This is a genomic window from Gordonia sp. IITR100, assembly GCF_002009645.1.
Lineage (GTDB): Bacteria > Actinomycetota > Actinomycetes > Mycobacteriales > Mycobacteriaceae > Gordonia > Gordonia hongkongensis.
The window spans coordinates 78,911-95,273 of the sequence record NZ_MVKV01000004.1 but is presented as its reverse complement, the minus strand read 5'-3'; the positions used below and the strand labels follow the sequence as shown (position 1 = coordinate 95,273).

General features: G+C 66.9%; 17 protein-coding genes. 12 read left to right on the top strand and 5 right to left on the bottom strand.

Translation table 11 applies throughout. The annotated features are described in order from the left end of the window. Positions 1-329: 329 nt before the first annotated feature. From B1818_RS09000 to B1818_RS08980, 5 genes are all read left to right on the top strand, one after another. A complete protein-coding gene (locus tag B1818_RS09000; RefSeq protein ID WP_249146056.1) occupies positions 330-1,835 on the top strand; it encodes an AAA family ATPase in 1,506 nt (501 codons plus the stop codon). A gap of 532 nt (positions 1,836-2,367) precedes the next feature. Further along, on the top strand, positions 2,368-3,039 hold the full coding sequence (locus B1818_RS08995; protein ID WP_078112620.1) for a hypothetical protein: 672 nt from the start codon (positions 2,368-2,370) through the stop codon (positions 3,037-3,039). Position 3,040: 1 nt separating this feature from the next. Beyond that, positions 3,041-3,535: a hypothetical protein gene (locus tag B1818_RS08990; protein ID WP_078112511.1), complete on the top strand. Its 495-nt coding sequence runs from the start codon at positions 3,041-3,043 to the stop codon at positions 3,533-3,535. A 176-nt stretch (positions 3,536-3,711) separates the two neighbouring features. Continuing rightward, on the top strand, positions 3,712-4,287 hold the full coding sequence (locus B1818_RS08985; RefSeq protein WP_058252891.1) for a TerD family protein: 576 nt from the start codon (positions 3,712-3,714) through the stop codon (positions 4,285-4,287). 145 nt (positions 4,288-4,432) lie between these two features. Further along, positions 4,433-5,587: a DUF475 domain-containing protein gene (locus B1818_RS08980; RefSeq protein ID WP_078112510.1), complete on the top strand. Its 1,155-nt coding sequence runs from the start codon at positions 4,433-4,435 to the stop codon at positions 5,585-5,587. 333 nt (positions 5,588-5,920) lie between these two features. Here the strand turns inward: B1818_RS08980 and B1818_RS08975 are convergent, their stop codons facing one another. From B1818_RS08975 to B1818_RS08965, 3 genes are read right to left on the bottom strand one after another with little or no spacing between them, the layout of a single operon-like run. After that, positions 5,921-6,685: an AIM24 family protein gene (locus B1818_RS08975; RefSeq protein ID WP_058252893.1), complete on the bottom strand. Its 765-nt coding sequence runs from the start codon at positions 6,683-6,685 to the stop codon at positions 5,921-5,923. Next, positions 6,682-7,398, bottom strand: a complete 717-nt coding sequence (locus B1818_RS08970; protein WP_065629494.1) for an AIM24 family protein — start codon at positions 7,396-7,398, stop codon at positions 6,682-6,684. Before B1818_RS08970 ends, B1818_RS08975 begins: the two co-directional genes overlap by 4 nt. Positions 7,399-7,414: 16 nt before the next feature. Further along, positions 7,415-8,035: an AIM24 family protein gene (locus B1818_RS08965; RefSeq protein ID WP_033204169.1), complete on the bottom strand. Its 621-nt coding sequence runs from the start codon at positions 8,033-8,035 to the stop codon at positions 7,415-7,417. Between the two features lie 248 nt (positions 8,036-8,283). Between B1818_RS08965 and B1818_RS08960 the strand changes: the two genes are divergently transcribed. The 5 genes from B1818_RS08960 to B1818_RS08940 are packed head-to-tail and all read left to right on the top strand — an operon-like array spanning position 8,284 to position 13,904. Beyond that, positions 8,284-9,396, top strand: coding sequence for a hypothetical protein (locus B1818_RS08960; protein WP_078112509.1), 1,113 nt, complete (start codon positions 8,284-8,286; stop codon positions 9,394-9,396). Further along, a complete protein-coding gene (locus B1818_RS08955) occupies positions 9,393-10,610 on the top strand; it encodes an HpcH/HpaI aldolase/citrate lyase family protein (protein ID WP_078112508.1) in 1,218 nt (405 codons plus the stop codon). The genes B1818_RS08960 and B1818_RS08955 overlap by 4 nt, the downstream gene beginning before the upstream one ends. Beyond that, complete coding sequence (locus tag B1818_RS08950; protein ID WP_078112507.1) at positions 10,607-11,902, top strand: phosphoribosyltransferase family protein; 1,296 nt, start codon at positions 10,607-10,609, stop codon at positions 11,900-11,902. Before B1818_RS08955 ends, B1818_RS08950 begins: the two co-directional genes overlap by 4 nt. Further along, the gene (locus B1818_RS08945) at positions 11,902-13,026 is read left to right on the top strand and encodes a cysteine protease StiP family protein (RefSeq protein ID WP_078112506.1); all 1,125 of its coding nucleotides are present in this window, start codon (positions 11,902-11,904) and stop codon (positions 13,024-13,026) included. Before B1818_RS08950 ends, B1818_RS08945 begins: the two co-directional genes overlap by 1 nt. Then, on the top strand, positions 13,023-13,904 hold the full coding sequence (locus B1818_RS08940; RefSeq protein ID WP_078112505.1) for an HAD family hydrolase: 882 nt from the start codon (positions 13,023-13,025) through the stop codon (positions 13,902-13,904). Before B1818_RS08945 ends, B1818_RS08940 begins: the two co-directional genes overlap by 4 nt. A 13-nt stretch (positions 13,905-13,917) precedes the next feature. Here B1818_RS08940 and B1818_RS08935 read toward each other — a convergent pair whose 3' ends face one another. Then, a complete protein-coding gene (locus tag B1818_RS08935) occupies positions 13,918-14,658 on the bottom strand; it encodes a response regulator (protein WP_078112619.1) in 741 nt (246 codons plus the stop codon). Between the two features lie 260 nt (positions 14,659-14,918). On the opposite strand from B1818_RS08935, the gene B1818_RS08930 reads away from it, so the two are divergent. Together B1818_RS08930 and B1818_RS08925 are read left to right on the top strand one after the other, a co-directional pair. Continuing rightward, the gene (locus B1818_RS08930) at positions 14,919-15,551 is read left to right on the top strand and encodes a helix-turn-helix transcriptional regulator (RefSeq protein ID WP_231742531.1); all 633 of its coding nucleotides are present in this window, start codon (positions 14,919-14,921) and stop codon (positions 15,549-15,551) included. An 83-nt stretch (positions 15,552-15,634) separates the two neighbouring features. Next, entirely contained in the window at positions 15,635-16,102 is a 468-nt protein-coding gene (locus B1818_RS08925; RefSeq protein ID WP_058252900.1) for a hypothetical protein, read from the top strand. On the opposite strand, the gene B1818_RS08920 is transcribed toward B1818_RS08925, so the two are convergent. Further along, positions 16,099-16,350, bottom strand: coding sequence for a DUF6480 family protein (locus B1818_RS08920; protein WP_078112504.1), 252 nt, complete (start codon positions 16,348-16,350; stop codon positions 16,099-16,101). The genes B1818_RS08925 and B1818_RS08920 overlap by 4 nt on opposite strands. Positions 16,351-16,363: the final 13 nt, after the last annotated feature.

The window sequence follows — 16,363 nt, the reverse complement described above, 5'->3', positions numbered from 1 at the left end:
CACTGCCCACTTGGCTTCGCGAGGTCGACGTCGCACTACCGGCCAATCCGCAAGTGGTGTTGACCGGCAACCTACGAGACCTCGTGCTCGTTCCGAATCCGCGGCCTACCGGGCCTCGCTTCGTCACGGTTGACCCGACGTCAGCACTCGTACGCACGCTGCACGAGGCCGGACATCTGACACTTCTCTCGTTCAACCCGGCTGAGGGGCTGGGGATTCTGGCGGAGCACCAGCAGGTCGGCTCTGAGTTGATACGCGCAGCCGAGTCGAGTGCAGGGCCGGAAGCGTCGTTGACAGGTCAACTGCGCCGGATAGTCCGAATGGTTGCGATGTCGGAGTCTCCGTGTTGCCTCATCATCGAGGGCGCTTCCCGCCTGCGGGCCGACTCGGAGTCTTTCGGTGGCGAGCTCCACGAGCTCCTGGTGACCGCCGAGCGCGTTCTCCTGACAGCGCCCCGTCGGCGTGTGGAGGGCCCCCACCGATCGCCTCTCTACAACACCATCTTCTGGATGATCGATCGGGAGTCCGACCTCCCCCACTGGATCGTCGGTAGTGACCTGGTTCGGGTGATCTCGATTCCGTTACCGTCCCTGGGAGACCGACGACATCTGATCAAGCCGTTGGTCAATTCGCTTCCGGGCGCGACACCCATGCCCCTCGATCAGGATCCCGACCCCGAAACTGCCAAGCTCATCGACCACTACGCCGGGCTCACCGGTGGCATGACACTCCGCTCGATCACCGAGATCAACCGTCTCGCGATCGACCGCGGAATCCCGGCCCCGAATATCGACGACGCGGTGCGCACCTTCCGCGTGGGCATCCCCGACAACCCGTGGCATGACCCGGCACTCAAGGCGAAGATCCGCGACGCCGCAACCCGTCTGAACAAGAGCGTGCTCGGCCAGCCCGCTGCGATCCGCAAGACGGTCGACATCCTCATCCGGTCGACGATGGGCCTCACCGGCGCGCAGACAGCCAGTTCCGGCGGGCGCCCCCAGGGTGTCCTGTTCTTCGCCGGACCGACGGGCGTCGGCAAGACTGAACTGGCGAAGTCATTGGCCGAGTTAGTTTTCGGCCGGAAAGATGCATTCCTTCGGTTTGACATGAGCGAGTTCTCGGCCGAGGGTGCCGAAGCCAGGCTGATCGGGGCCCCACCGGGCTACGTGGGCCACAACGCGGGTGGCGAGCTGACGAACGCGGTCCGACAGCAACCGTTCCGACTCATCCTCTTCGACGAGGTGGAGAAGGCCCACCCGCGAATCTTCGACAAGTTTCTACAGATTCTCGAAGACGGCCGCCTCACCGACGGAAACGGTTCCACGGTGTATTTCTCCGAAGCACTGATCGTCTTCACATCCAATCTCGGTGTCTACACCACCGGGGCCGACGGACACCGAACGCCGCGGATCGCCCGAGGTGCCGGTTACCGCGAGGTGGAGTCGACCATCCGCGAGGCCGTAGCCGAGCACTTCACCCGAGAGCTGGGTCGCCCGGAGCTGCTGAACCGAATCGGTGAGAACATCGTCGTATTCGACTTTGTGTCGGAGACGGTCGGCGACGACCTGGTCGACCTGTTCGTGACGAACATCGGTAACCGCGTTCGCGAAACCACCGGCGCGCGGCTGACAGTCGCCGAGGATGCATTGCAGACTCTGCGCCAGGGCGCGACATTGAATCTCGACTTCGGGGGCCGTGGTGTCGCCAACGTCCTCGAGGCCATGCTCGTGAATCCGTTGGCACGGGCGATGTTCGAGCTGGCGACGATCCCGCCGGAGCTGACGGTCACCAGGGTCAAACGCTCAGGTGAGACCTGGACGGTCTGGTTGCGGTGACTCCGAGCATCCGGCGCCCCCATCCGGCCTTCGAGTACTCGCAGGGTCTCGACACGCCACAAACCCACTCACAGAACGAGGTCGGCGACTGATGCCCATCGATTACACCCATCCGGGCCGGATCAACTATGAACATCCGGGCCGGGGATCTCGCGCCAGGCCGGCCACTGCGGATCCAGTTGCGGACAGTCCGGCCGATCCCGTAACCGAGGCATCGTCGAGCCAGCCGATCAACTATCGACGGCGCGATCGTGTGTCACGACCTGCTCCGGACCGACAGGACGCGGCTCCCGTGCCAACGCCCACTCCTCGCGTACACGCCAACGATCAGGTCACCTGCACGTGTGGCGCAACGGCGGATCGCAGCGTGCTGGCCCAGTGTGTGTCTTGCGGTGCCGACCTCTGGGCACTGGCGGGTGTGCACAGCCAATCCCGGAATGCAGCGGCTGCCCCCGTCACAGCTCGCCGCCCCGTCGGTTTTCACCTCCCGGAGTCTGCGCCTGAATACCTCGACAACGGGTTTGTGGCACAGATGCAGTCCTACTCAGACGGTCTGCGCGCGAGCGTGAACGCGGGGTTGGAGTATGAGGGTCGAGTAGTCGACTCGGAGTGGAAACAGGTAGCTGCTGCGATCCTGCGCCTTCACTGGTGGGATCCCTCCGCACTCACGCTCGAAGTGCTTCGGGTCAACATCATGAAGCTGAAGATCCAGGAATGGGCGGCACGAGGCGGTATGGCCGACCTGTCCGAGATCGGCTGGACGCACGTGCTCGACTTCGTCGAGACCATCGACACCGTGGACACCCCCGGAGATCGTGACTGGACCACCGGCGACATCGAACTCCAACATGTCGATGCCATTCCGCAGCGATTCGATCATCTCGAGTCGATCCGCCGGATCGGGGCGATGGTCGCCGATGTCGACGTCTCCGGTCAGGACGTGTTCATCAAGCTCGCCAACGTGTTCAACGGCCATATCAAAGACTTCGGACGGCGCAACAACTGCGAACTCGAGATCGTCGCAACTGACATCACGGATGCCATCACGTCCCGCAGCGGTTGGCTTCCCGATTGGGCTTTCGCGTGGCCCACGTACTTCGGCGAGCTCGGCGTCTACGCCTACAACGACTGGGTGTGCGGTCAGGAGCGCGCCGAATGGCATATCGCGAAGTACATCATCGACGAAGCACGGGGAGCGAACTGACATGACCTCCACATCCGAGCCGCGACTGAGCGACCTCACCGGCGCAGCCGCCGACGCAGCCGCGCGATTGCGCGCCCAGCGTCGGCCGCTTCCGGTGGTCGGGCACAAGGAGGTGACCCGACAGGTCGAGCGCAAGGGTTTCCTGGGCCGAACCGAGACTGTGCCCGAGACCGCGCGAGTACCGATCGAACTCCCGGGGTGGCCCATCGGTCTCAATCGCGTGGTTCTGCGTGCCGCCTCCGACACCATCGACGAGGTCGTGTTGACCCCGGAGGGCAAGGTCGTCACGCTGCGCGTCGATCGGGACAAGCCCGAGGAGGTCCGCGTCGCGTCCCCCCACGCCCGATACGCATTGCGCGTCGCGCAGAGCGTCGGAGGAACACCGGAATGGGTACAGACCGGCAACGGATCCGACAGCGCCGCACGTCACCAGCGGGCGACCACTGCCGGTGATGCCGTCGGGCGACTGGTCGAGTTGATCTCCCGGATGGGTTGACCATCACCGCCCCGCACCGGCAGTGTCCGGATCGCCGAGGGCGAACCCGCAGGTCATCCATCCGAACCAGTGACCGGGTCAAACCGTTCACATAGAGTGTTGTCGATTGCTCCGAGTGGCCCGTACCGGGCACATCGGACATCACGAGACCCCGTACCAACAGAAAGGCGCAAACCATGGGCGTGAGCCTGAGCAAGGGCGGAAACGTTTCGCTGAGCAAGGAGGCTCCGGGCCTGACTGCGGTCTCCGTCGGCCTCGGCTGGGACATCCGAAGCACGACCGGTACCGACTTCGACCTCGACGCCAGCGCCATCGCGCTCGGCGCGGACAAGAAAGTCCTCTCCGACCAGCACTTCATCTTCTTCAACAACCTGCGTTCGCCCGACGGCTCGATCGAGCACACCGGCGACAACCTGACCGGTGAGGGCGAGGGCGACGACGAGGTCATCAAGGTCGACCTCGCGGGCGTTCCGCCGAACGTCGACTCCATCGTCTTCCCCGTCTCGATCTACGACGCGGACGCACGGTCGCAGTCGTTCGGCCAGGTGCGCAACGCGTTCATCCGCGTCGTCAACCAGGCCGGCGGCGCCGAGATCGCCCGCTACGACCTCAGCGAGGATGCCTCCACCGAGACCGCGATGGTTTTCGGTGAGCTGTACCGTCATGGGTCGGAGTGGAAGTTCCGCGCGGTCGGCCAGGGCTACGCCTCGGGTCTCGCGGGTATCGCCCGCGACTTCGGTGTGAACGTCTGAGTCTCTCGTAGACTCCGGCTGTCCGCCTGAACGTGCTTGTGGATGCCGCACCCGTTGTCGAACGGGTGCGGCATCCGCGCGTCACCACTCCTCTCCGACAATGCGGTCGGCTGGTTTCCACGCACCCTAGAAAGGCCACAAGCCAGTGGTAGTAAGAATTTTCGGCCTCTCGGTCGTCGTGACGATCGTGTCGCTGATCATCGCTTTCCTCTATGGCGGCGTCGAAGCGCTGATCCTGACCGCCATCCTCGGCGTCTTCGAGATCTCGCTCTCCTTCGACAACGCGGTCATCAATGCCACGATCCTCCGCCGGATGAGCGAGTTCTGGCAGAAGATCTTCCTCACCATCGGCATCCTGATTGCCGTCTTCGGTATGCGACTGGTGTTCCCGCTGGTCATCGTGTGGCTCGCGTCGGGTCTCAACCCGGTTGAGGCGCTCGACCTCGCACTGAACCCGCCGCCCAACGATGCGGCCTACTTCCCCAACGGCGATCCCAGCTACGAGACGATCATCACCGACGCCCACCCGCAGATCGCGGCCTTCGGCGGCATGTTCCTGCTGATGCTGTTCCTCGGCTTCGTCTTCGAGCAGAAGGAGCTCACGTGGCTGACCTGGATCGAGCGGCCGCTCGAGAAGATCGGCAAGCTGGAGATGCTCGAGGTCGTCATCGCCATGACGCTTCTCGTCCTCACTGCGACCTACATCGCCGCGCCCGACGAGCGGTCGACGGTCATGATCGCCGGCTCACTCGGCATGATCACCTACATCCTGGTCAACGGCCTCGGCGAGTACTTCAACGTCGAGACCGCGGAAGATGACGAAGCGGCCGAGCCCGGCACCGACGCCGCGGAGAAAGCGGCAATCGAGAAGACCAACGGAAAGTCGGGACCGTCGGACCTGGCCAAGGCGACAGGCAAGGCCGGCTTCTTCCTGTTCCTCTACCTCGAGGTGCTCGATGCGTCGTTTTCCTTCGACGGCGTCATCGGCGCGTTCGCCATCACGGCGGATCCGATCATCATCGCCCTCGGCCTCGGCCTCATCGGTGCGATGTTCGTCCGTTCGCTCACCGTCTACTTGGTGCGCAAGGGCACGCTGTCGGAGTATGTGTACCTCGAGCACGGAGCGCACTGGGCGATCGGCGCGCTGGCGTTCATCCTGCTGTACTCCATCGGCACCCACGTCCCCGAGATCATCACTGGCCTGATCGGCGTCGCGCTGATCATCGCCGCACTGATCTCCAGCATCGTCCGACGCAACCGCCTCGCGGCGAAGGGGGAAGAGGAGAAGGTCAACATCTGACCATTCGCTCGCTGAGCTGAGGTGCGAGCGAAGCGCGCTCCTGGGACGTGCGAGCGAAACGCCTCCCTCCTTTAGGTACGAGCGAAACGCCTCCCCCTGTCCCCTGAGGTGCGAGCGAAGCGAGCCTCGAAGGGTTTGGTGACTTGAGTCGCCAGGCCCTTCGAGGCTCGTCGACCTCGACGCGCTCCTTCGTCGCTTGCTCGGCCCGGCGGCTTTCGCTCCTCGCACCTCAAGGAGCAGTGGCTATGTCGCCCTTCGGATTAGGGAGCGGAGAAACAGCTGCGCCGCAGGACCCCGAAGGTCCTGCGGCGCAGTTGGTTCGACGACCCGGACTCAGCCCTGCTGCTGCCCGAGTTGCTGGGTGATCTGCTGGTTGATCTGGTGCAGGCTCGGCACCGACATGCCCGGGAGATGGCCCTGGATGGTGCGCAGGACCGACGAGTCGTCGCGCACCTTCTCGCTCGATTGCACGAGAACCGTTCCGGCGCCGGTGAAGTCGAACTGGCGCTCCTCGCCCGAGTTCAACCCCATCCGCCGGCCCGCGGCCGCGATGAAACCGTTGACCCACGCCTCGTCGTAGTGGTGACTGGGCGACGGGCAATCCGACCATCCGACAAGCGCTTCGGGATCGACGCGCACCGGCGGTTCGACGAACATCACCGGGCCGTTCGACGACGCGAGGAACTTACCGGTGCCGATGAGCGTCAGGAACCCCGGCACGATCGACTGGTTGAGCGACAGGTTCGGCTGGAAGGCAAGAAGATTGGCTGCCCGGATGGTGAGGTTGCCGTCTTCGAGGTCGTAGGCGTTGATGTCGTATCCGCGGTCGCCGATGATCAGCTTGCCGTGGCCCTCGGCGACGACGTAGTCACCGAGGTACAGCGGGGCGGAGAACTGCTGCGCCACCATCTGCAGCATGTTCCCCTGCAGACCCTGGGTCAGCGCGGTGAACTGCATCTGCCCGTAGTAGGCGATCATCGCGCCCTTGGACATGAACCACGGCTGGTTGAGGTCGATGCAGAAGGAGTAGTTGTTGTCCGGCACGTTGTCGTCCGACGGCAAGTTCATCGGACTCCACACGGTGTTGAGTTGGCTCATAGTTTCTCCTCCGATGCCTGCACGTACACGATGCCCTGTCCGGAGCACTCCAATTGCATTGCCTCACCGCCGGTTCGGCCTACGTTGCGCCAGCTCATCGCCGACCGCAGGCTGGTGTTGACCTGACCGGCCGACCCGACGAATGCCTGCGGGTCGACGGTCACCGGCGGCTTGGCCGGGGACACCTCGAGCTCGAAGACCCCGCCGTGCCCGAGCAGCACCGCCGAACCCGGACCCGACAGCTGCGTCGTGAACATGCCCTGACCGGTGACGGCTCCGGCAGCAGCGGACCGCAATGCACCGAACAGGCCGCCACCGCCGCCGCCACCGCCGCCCTGTGAGGCGACCGAGACGACGGAGGCCTGCAGATTGGCCGCGTAGGCGAGCAGCCGCGACGCCTCGACCCGGATCGTGCCGCCGACCGCCGCGAGATCCACGACGTGCACCTCGATGCCGAGGAAGCCGTAGTGCACCTCGCCGTGCCCCTGTGCGATCATCGTCGACTCGTGCTCGCCGGCGAGCATCCGGCCGGCCATGCCGCCCATGCCGCCCAGTCCCGGCATCCCGCCGCCCATACCGCCGGCTCCCGCGATCTGGTGGGGCTGGAAGTGCACGTTGCCCTTGTAGAAGAGCATCGCCCCGCGTCGTGCGACGACCGGCCCGGTACGGCCGATGTCGACGGAGACGACCTTGCTGTTGACCTTGGTGAACATTCTCGCTACCTCACCCTCACCGCTCGGCCGGCTGGATCGACACGACGCCGCTGCCATCCCAGCGCAACGAGAACGCCTCTCCGCCACCCTGTCCCAGCGCCGACCGCCAGGAGACATCGGTGACGAAGGACTGACTCAACTGGCCGCGGGCGCAGACGAACGCGTCCGGGTCGACCACGAGCGGATACTGCGGTGACACCTCGAGGTGGATGAGCGGGCCGCCGTTGGACAACAGTGCGATCTGTCCGTGGCCGCTCACCGTCGTGGTGAACAGACCCTGACCCGACGACGCTCCGCGCAGACCGGCGAAGGTGACATTGGTCTGCAGGTTGCCGTTGAGCACCATCAGCTGCTCGGACTCCACTTGCAGGGTCTCGTTGTTGAGCTCGATGACGGTCGTCTCGGCGGCGTTGTGCGCGAAGTACACGATGCCGTTGCCCGAGGCCTCCATGAGCGACAGCGCCTCCCCGGTGGCCCGCTGCTTCAGGCCCGCGAGCACGCCGTCGCCGCCGCCGAAGCCCGCCGATTTGAAGGTGACCTGTCCCTCGTAGGCGACCATCGACCCGCTGATCGCGCGGACCGCGGAGTTGTTCAGCCTGGCTTCCACCACGCGTTTGGACCGTTGTACCAACTGCATTCGACGTGCCTCTCTCGCGCCGTGGGGAGGCCGCCGATCGACCATCCCTCGTTCGTCTCCCGACGCCATCCCCGCACCGCGGCACCTGCCGGCATCTCGGCATCCCAGCTCGCCGTGAGCCGGGGAATCCGGCCTCATACCGAGATGAAAATAGCCGATAGCATCGAGTGGTGCCCGGAAACTTCGTACGTCGTTGGTTCGGGAACGATTCACGCACGAATTCCGCGCCACCTGCATCATCGGAACAAATGACGGCGGCGTTCCTGGAGTCCGAATCCGTCCTGGCCGAGATCGATCCGGCCGTCGCGGTGACCGCCGCCCTCGACCCGCGGTCGCGCCTGCGCGCCTCGTGGTCGGACATCCGAGAGCACCACGCCCAGGCGACGTCGGACTACCTCCGGCTGGTGTCCCCGCCGGCCGGCACACGCGTCGACCCCCGGGATCTCGACCGGTCGACACAGGCGCTGCGGTCGATCACCGCCTCCATGCGCGACTTCGCCCAGACCAACGCCGAGACCCTCGAGCGGGCGCGGGCCACGGTACGGGCCGCCGACGCCCAGGACCACGAGGCCCGGGTAGCCGCCAACCGGGTGATGACCGCCCTGGAGAACGCCGCACCGGCGGTGGCACGACTGCAATCGGTGTCGGATGCCACCGACGACCTCGCGCGTGCGCTCACGGCTTTCGACCAGGACGCGGGGCTGCGTGACCGGCAGTCCGCCGCGGCAGCCGTACTCAGTTCGGCGCGCCGCCTCGAACAACTTCTCGCCGAGGCCCCCGCCTTCGCCGACCGCGCACAGCAGGTCATCCGTTCGGTGGAAACGCGCCGGAGCGCGGTGTCCACCCGGAGCGCGCAACTCCCCGACACGCTCTCGGCGCTGCGCCGGGAGTTCAGTGCCGATTGCTCCCTCGATCTACAGCGCAACGGCTCGGTCGTCGACGAACGGCTCGAACACGCCGACGCCGAGCTCGCGGCCGCCCGCGCGATGGTCGATGCTGCCCCCGACCAGGCCATCGGCCGCGCCGACGCCGCCCGCGACGACCTGGCCGTCGCGGAGAAGGCCGTCGACGCCGTGCTCGACCGGTTGCGACTCCTGCGGGAGGTGCGCGCCGACCCGCGGGGCGCGGAGCAGCGCGTGCGCTTCCGCCTGCGCGACGCCCAGCTCTTTGCGGTCAATCACCGTCTGGTTGACGAATGGGGCTCGGTCCTCGATGCTCAGGCCGACCGGATCGAGCGCGCCAAAGGGGTTCTGGATCGCATCCACCCCGACTACTGGAGCTACCTGACGCAGCTGCGTGCGGTGGACGACCGGATCACCGAGATCGTTTCGCGGATGAGAGGACAGGTGGCCGCAGGATGACCACCACTGCACGACACGACGACACCGGTCTCGAGCCCGGGACGATCCGGCACTTCGACCACCTGGAGCCGTCGGTCTCGAACTCCCTGTTCCACCGGCAGCCCGAGCCGATCGAGCCGACCTGGCCGGCGCAGCGGCTCGCCGTCGCGCTGGGCGCCACCCTGTACGTCCCGGCAACCCGGCCCGATCTCGCCGAGGTCATCCGCCGACGCCGCGCCGAGGGTGTGATCTCGATGGTCATCGACCTCGAGGACGCGGTCGCCGACGACGAGGAGGCCGAGGCGATCGAGCACGCCGTGGCCGCGTTGCGCGCTATCGCCGCGAACCCGTGCCGGCCGATGTTGCTGTTTGTCCGTCCGCGGTCGGCCGACCGGATAGTGCCGATCGCCACCGCGCTCGACACCCCGTCGGTGCTGACCGGGTTCGTCATCCCGAAGTTCTCGTCGGAGAGTGCACCCGAGGCGCTCGACGCCGTTGCCGCTGCCGGACAGATCCTCGACAAGCACCTCTGGGTCATGCCGGTTCTCGAGTCGGCCGCGGTGGTGCACCGCGAGACCCGCGACGACGAGTTGACCGCCCTCGCGTCGCTCCTGAGCGCGCACCGCGACCACGTGCTCGCCGTGCGCATCGGGGCCACCGACATCTGTAGTCATTTCGGCATCCGCCGGGATCGTGACCTGACCATCTACGACGTCCGGGTCGCGGCCGATGTGATCGCCGGCATCGTCAACCATCTCGGCCGCAGCGACGAGAGCGGTTTCGTCGTGACGGGGCCGGTGTGGGAGTACTTCGCCGACCACGAGCGCATGTTCCAGCCCATGTTGCGTCACACGCCGTTCCGCGAGAACGACGCCGTCTACTTCCGGCAGCAGCTCGTCAGCCGCGACATGGACGGTCTGCTTCGCGAGATCACCCTCGACCGCGCCAACGGCCTGCACGGCAAGACCGTCATCCACCCCGCGCATGTCGCCGCGGTGCACGCGTTGTCGGCGGTCACCCACGAGGAGTATCACGATGCACTCGACATCCTGGCCGGCGAGTCCGGCGGGGTACGGGCGTCGTCGTACCGCAACAAGATGAACGAGCTGAAGCCCCACCGCAACTGGGCCTTGCGGGTCATCGATCGCGCTGCCGCCTTCGGCGTGACCCGCCAGGGGGTTTCGTTCGTCGACCTGCTCACCGCGCTCGCCTCGCCCGGGCCGGCCAACTCGTGAACGATCCGGACACCGTCGGCATCGACTGGGTGACCGAATGTTTCGGCGTCGAGATCGCCGACGTCGGCGACACTCCGGGTCACGCGGTCCGCGACCTCGTCTCACTCGGCTTGCGCCACAACCGACGCCGTGCTCATCTGCTGGTCTCGACCGTGCTGGGCAAGCACATCCCGACCTCGCCCGCCATCGTCCGTGGCGCCGCCGACGATCTCGGCGCCGCGATCATCGCCGAGATCGGTGCGAATGCGGCACGCGACGCCGCCGTCTTCGGCTTCGCCGAAACCGCGACCGGACTCGGACACTGTGTCGCCGAACGCATCTCCGCGTCCCGGTATCTGCACTCGACGCGGCGCAGACGAGCCGGCGTGACGGTGTCAGGAACCTTCGAGGAGGGGCACTCGCACGCGACGACGCATCTGCTGCAGCCCAGTGATCCCGCATTTCTCGACCCCGTGACGCCGGACGAGGTGCTGATCCTGGTCGACGACGAGATCTCCACCGGCAAGACCGCGCTCGGCGCCATCGAGGCCATCGTCGCGGACCGTCCCCGTAAGCGGTTCGTCGTGGCGTCCCTGGTCGACATGCGTACGCCCGCGCAGAAGTCCGAATGCGATGATCTCGCAGCGAAACTCGGCGTCGAGGTCGCCTATGTGGCGCTCGCGCACGGCTCGATCACCCTTCCCCCGGACCTCCTCGATGCGGTGTGGCAGCTCGGGTCCGACGAGCTCAACCCGGTGGCAGCCCGGCGCGGCGGCCTGGTCGCGGTGGCCCTCGACTGGCCGGCGGCAGTTCCCGACGGCGGGAGGCACGGAATTCTCCGCACCGACTCGACGGGCTTCCGGCGAGCGGCGACCGCGGCCGCCGACACCGTGGCGGCACAACTCGATCCGCGGCGCCCGGTTGTCGTGATCGGGCACGAGGAACTGATGTACGCACCCTTGTGCATCGCCGAGTCGCTGGAGCGTCGTGGCTTCGCCACCGGATACCAGACCACCACGAGGTCGCCGGCCCAGGTGCACGACGTCCCGGGGTATCCGCTCCGGCGCGGATTCCGGTTCACCGCACCGGAACCCGATCCGGAGACGCCGCGCTATGTCTACAACGTGTCCTCCGTCTACCATCCGGACCCGCAGGTCGTCCTGATCGTCGACTCGCCGGCGGACACCGATGAGTTACGCGCGCCCGGTGGACTCGTCGACGTCCTCACCGCCGCCGGGCACCCGGTGGTGCTGGCCGTCTTGCCCGCCACCGACCAGCCTGCCCTGGCACGAACCCGAGAGGCGGTGCGCTGATGGACATCGCCACCACCACACCACCGCTGTGCGGACCGGAGTTCGGTTCGTACGCGGCCGACGAAGTCACCTGGCTGCTCAAAGACCTGTCCGACGTGGCGCTGGAAGGTGAACTGCGCGAACGGGAACGTCGAATCCAGTCCGGTCAGGCCCACTATGCGGAGTCGCTGCCGATCGAGTACCAACCCGGCCGCGAGTACCAGGAACTCTTCCATGCGACGCTACGGTCTTCCGCCCAGCGGCTCGCGGAAGCCGTCGGAGTGGTGTCCGAACTCATTCTGGCCGAGCGGCATTCCACGCCGACGCTGGTGTCGCTGGCGCGGGCCGGCACCCCGGTCGGCATCCTGATCCGACGGTGGATGGCGGCCGTCCACGGCATCGAACCCCAGCACTACACGATCTCGATCGTGCGCGCACGCGGGATCGACACCGTCGCACTCGATCACATCATGGCGCGGCACCCGGCGGAGTCGGTCGTCTTCGTCGACGGCTGGACCGGCAAGGGCGCCATCCAGCGCGAACTCACCGCCGCTGTCGACGAGTACGCGCGCACCGGGCGGCCGCAATTGCACGACGAACTCGCGGTGCTGGCCGACTCCGGCTCCTGCACGACCCTGTTCGGCACCAGGGACGACTTCCTCATCGCCTCCGCCTGCCTGAATTCCACTGTCTCCGGCCTGGTCTCGCGCACCGTCCTGAATGCCGACCACATCGGTCCGGGCGAGTTCCACGGAGCGAAGTTCTACCGCCATCTCGCCGACTTCGATGTCTCGGGACTGTTCCTGGACACCGTCAGCGCCGAGTTCGATGCAGTCGCCGACCGAGTTCGGGCGACGGTGTCGGCGATGACGCCGGAGTCACGCCGGCCCGACTGGTCCGGCTGGCGCTCCGTGGAGCAGATCCAGACCGAGTACGGCCTGTCGTCGATCAACCTGGTCAAGCCCGGCGTCGGCGAGACGACGCGGGTGCTGCTGCGTCGCGTACCGTGGCGCATCCTGGTGCGCGCCGACGATCTGCCCGAACATCGCCACATCCGGTTGCTCGCCGCCGAACGAGATGTGCCCGTGGAGGTCTCGCCCGATCTCGCGTACTCGTGTGTCGGGCTCATCAAGGAGGACTCGTGAACGCGCTGGTCGCCACCGATCTCGACCGGACCATGATCTACTCACGCGCCGCCATGGGCGACGAGCAGTTCGCGACCCTGGAGACCGTGTGCGTCGAGATCTACCGCGACGCGCCGCTGTCGTACATGACCACGACCGCCGTCGAACTGATGACCCGTCTGGCACGTGAGGTCGTCGTCGTACCGACGACCACTCGCACCCCGGCTCAGTTTGCCCGGATCGAGCTGCCGGGCAGCCCATTTCGCCACGCCGTGGTCAGCAACGGTGGCCGGATCCTCGTCGACGGCGCCGACGATCCGGAATGGCGTGCGCACATCGACCGCGAGGTGACCCGCGCGGGCGCCACCCTCGACGAGGTCCGCGACGAACTCCGAACACGCATCGACGACTCCTGGGTCACCGCTCTGCGGACCGCCGACGACCTCTTCTGTTACCTGGTCGTCGACCCCGCGGTCCAACCGCCGGAGTTCCTCGAACAATGGCAGCAGTGGTGCGACGCACGGGGCTGGACGGCTTCCCAGCAGGGTCGCAAGATCTATGCGACCCCGCAGCCGGTGACGAAGTCGGCAGCTATCGCCGAAGTCCGGCGACGGCTCGTCGCTGACGGCACCCTCGACGACTCGGCAGCGCTCTGCGCGGCCGGCGACGGCTGGCTCGACACCGACCTGTTGCTCGCCGCCGATCACGCGATCCGCCCGCGGCACGGTGAGCTGGAATCGCTCGGCTGGTCGGCGCCCGGGCTCACGATCACCGCCGACACCGGGGCCCTCGCCGGTGTCGAGATCCTGCGGTGGTTCGGCGAGCGGAGCGGGATCACCGTGCCGGAATCCGCGACGCCGACACCGCGAGACCGGACCGTCGGGGTTCACGCGAACTGATCAACCGAACTGATCACGTGGGCATCGATCCGAGGACGTCGGAGTGCCCGTGGCGTCGGCACCAGCTGATCAGGTATCGCGCGTGTAGACCGCACCACCGGTAGACGGCGGCCTGGGTCACCGGCAGCGATGCGTCGTGCTCACCGCGCTCGACGATGATGGGCCCGAGGTAGTGGCTCGTCACCTTGTTCGCGGTGTTCGGCGACACCTTGGCGGCGCGGGCCAATGAGGCGTTGTCCGAGGCGCTGCCCGACGCAATCGCCCCCGCGAGACGGCCCGCGGTATGGCCGCGCCGACCATCGAACAACTCGTAGAGCGGTGGACGGCGCGCCGACGCGGCCCTGGGCAGGGCCTGGCCGAGCGCCACCGAGCGCACAACACCGACCAGCGTCGCGAAACCGTCCGATTTGGCGATGACCCCCGCGACCTCGTCGCGCAACCGCGCCTCGTCGAGATGGTCCTGTTCCAGCCCGTGTCCCTGGGTCGCCAGGACAACCGGCGCGTGCCGGTCATGGTGGTCGAGGGTGTCGATGACGTCGAGTCCGTCGAAGGTCCATTCCAGGTCAGGTCGGTTCCAGATCAGATCCGCCACCACGACGTCGAATCGCACGTTGCCGGCGATGCACTGGACGAACTCGTCGCGGCCGGTGGCAACGGTGACCGTGGCCTGGTCGAGCGCCTTGGTCAGCGGCACCGCGACCACGTGTCCCAGCGGGGAGGCGACAAGGACCCGCATGTCGGTCGGCACAGGCATGATCATGCCCGATATGTCCGCGATGTGCGCGATCACGCATCCGATCGGACGAGAGGGTGGTTATTTACCCTGCAATCACCACATCGGGTTCGAGATACCGCTGACAAATCGTCTCACGTTCGTAAGGCTGAAGAAGTTGGCGTTCGTGAAATAAGTTCTCGATGCCCGATCGCGAGCCATGTCGATCATCCGAGAGAGTCCCGCCGTTTGTTCGGCTCACAGCTCCCGGCCGAATCGAAGTCGACAGGAGATCCCGGCACGTGTCCGTACCCCTCAACGACGCCCCCCGGTCGGCGACCCCCGGCACCGGGCCCACTGCCGCGCCGAGTCCGGAGCGGCGGATCACGGCCGTCGTTGCCGAGCACGACATCTTCGACGCCGCCCTGGCCGCTCTCGTGGAGAGCGCCGGCTACGACGCGACGGTCGTCGAACCCGCCCAGCTCGCTGCCCTACGGAACCCGAGCGCGATTCTGGTGCGGTCGGCCGCGATGCTCGGGTTCGTCCGGCGGGTGGCATCGCTGCGCACCGTCAAGGTGATCTTCGTGGGCAACGGGGTCGCGGGCTTCGATCACATCCGTGTCTCACCGCGGGCCCCGGCCGCCGAGGACGAGCTGCAGCGGGCGCTCGAGACTGCGGTGGGGCCGCCGACCCCGCCGTCCGCACCCACACTTGCGAACCGGGTACGCATCACCCAGCGGGAGCTGGAGATCCTCCAGACCTACACATTGGGTGCGACGCTGCGTCAGACGTCGCGTGTCCACGAGATCGCCGAGAGCACGGTGCGCGAGCACTATCGGCGTGTCGCCCGACGCTACGAGGAAGCCGGCCGGCCGATCGGGAACAAGGCCCAGTTGCTGGTCGAGCTCATCGCCGACGGCTGGGTGCGCCCCTGACACCGCCGCCGTGGCCGACGTGCGGCTCAGTTGGTGTCCTTTGCCTCACGACAGAGGCTCTCGGACGGTGCAGACTTCCGACCATGACCGCGCCTGCCGACTCCCTCGACGAACGGGGGATCGGGAACCGACGGACCGGCACGGCGTGGACGCTCGCCGGGATGGAGCTGTTCGTGTCGTTGTCGGCACTCGCCGGCGGCTCGGCTCTCATGACCGATCAGTGGTCGATGCCGCGGGAGTGGCTCACCCACACGCCGTTCGAGACCTGGACCGCTCCCGGTGTCGCACTGATCGCCGTAGTCGCGTTACCCCACCTGGTGGCTGCCGTGGTCGCCGCCGTCCCGTCCGTGCCCGCGCGGTTGGGCATAATCGGCGGCCTGCTCGCCGGGTCGTCGCTGATGGTCTGGATCATCATCCAGATCGCGCTGCTGCAGGTGTTCTTCTTCCTACAACCCGTGCTCTTCGTCGTCGGCATCGGTGAGATCGCGCTGGCGATCCGCTGGCGGCGCGTCCGCTGCCCGTCGACGCCGGGTGACGGCGCTGAACCCTAGAAGAGCCCCACGGCGCGGCCGATCAGACCGAGCGCGACGATGAGAAAGATGATCGCCGCGATGGCGATGACGATCACGCCGCCGGCACGCCTGCGTTGCGGCGGTTCGTGCTCCTCTCCACCGACCGCGGATTCCGCCGGCGGTGTGTCACCGGGCGCCACTCCGCCGCCGGGCTCGAGTCCCGCCGTGCTGGACGGGTCGGGGTTCTGCGGGTTGAACGGTTTGCGGGCGGGGTCGTTGTCAGCCATACGGGCGGTGTAC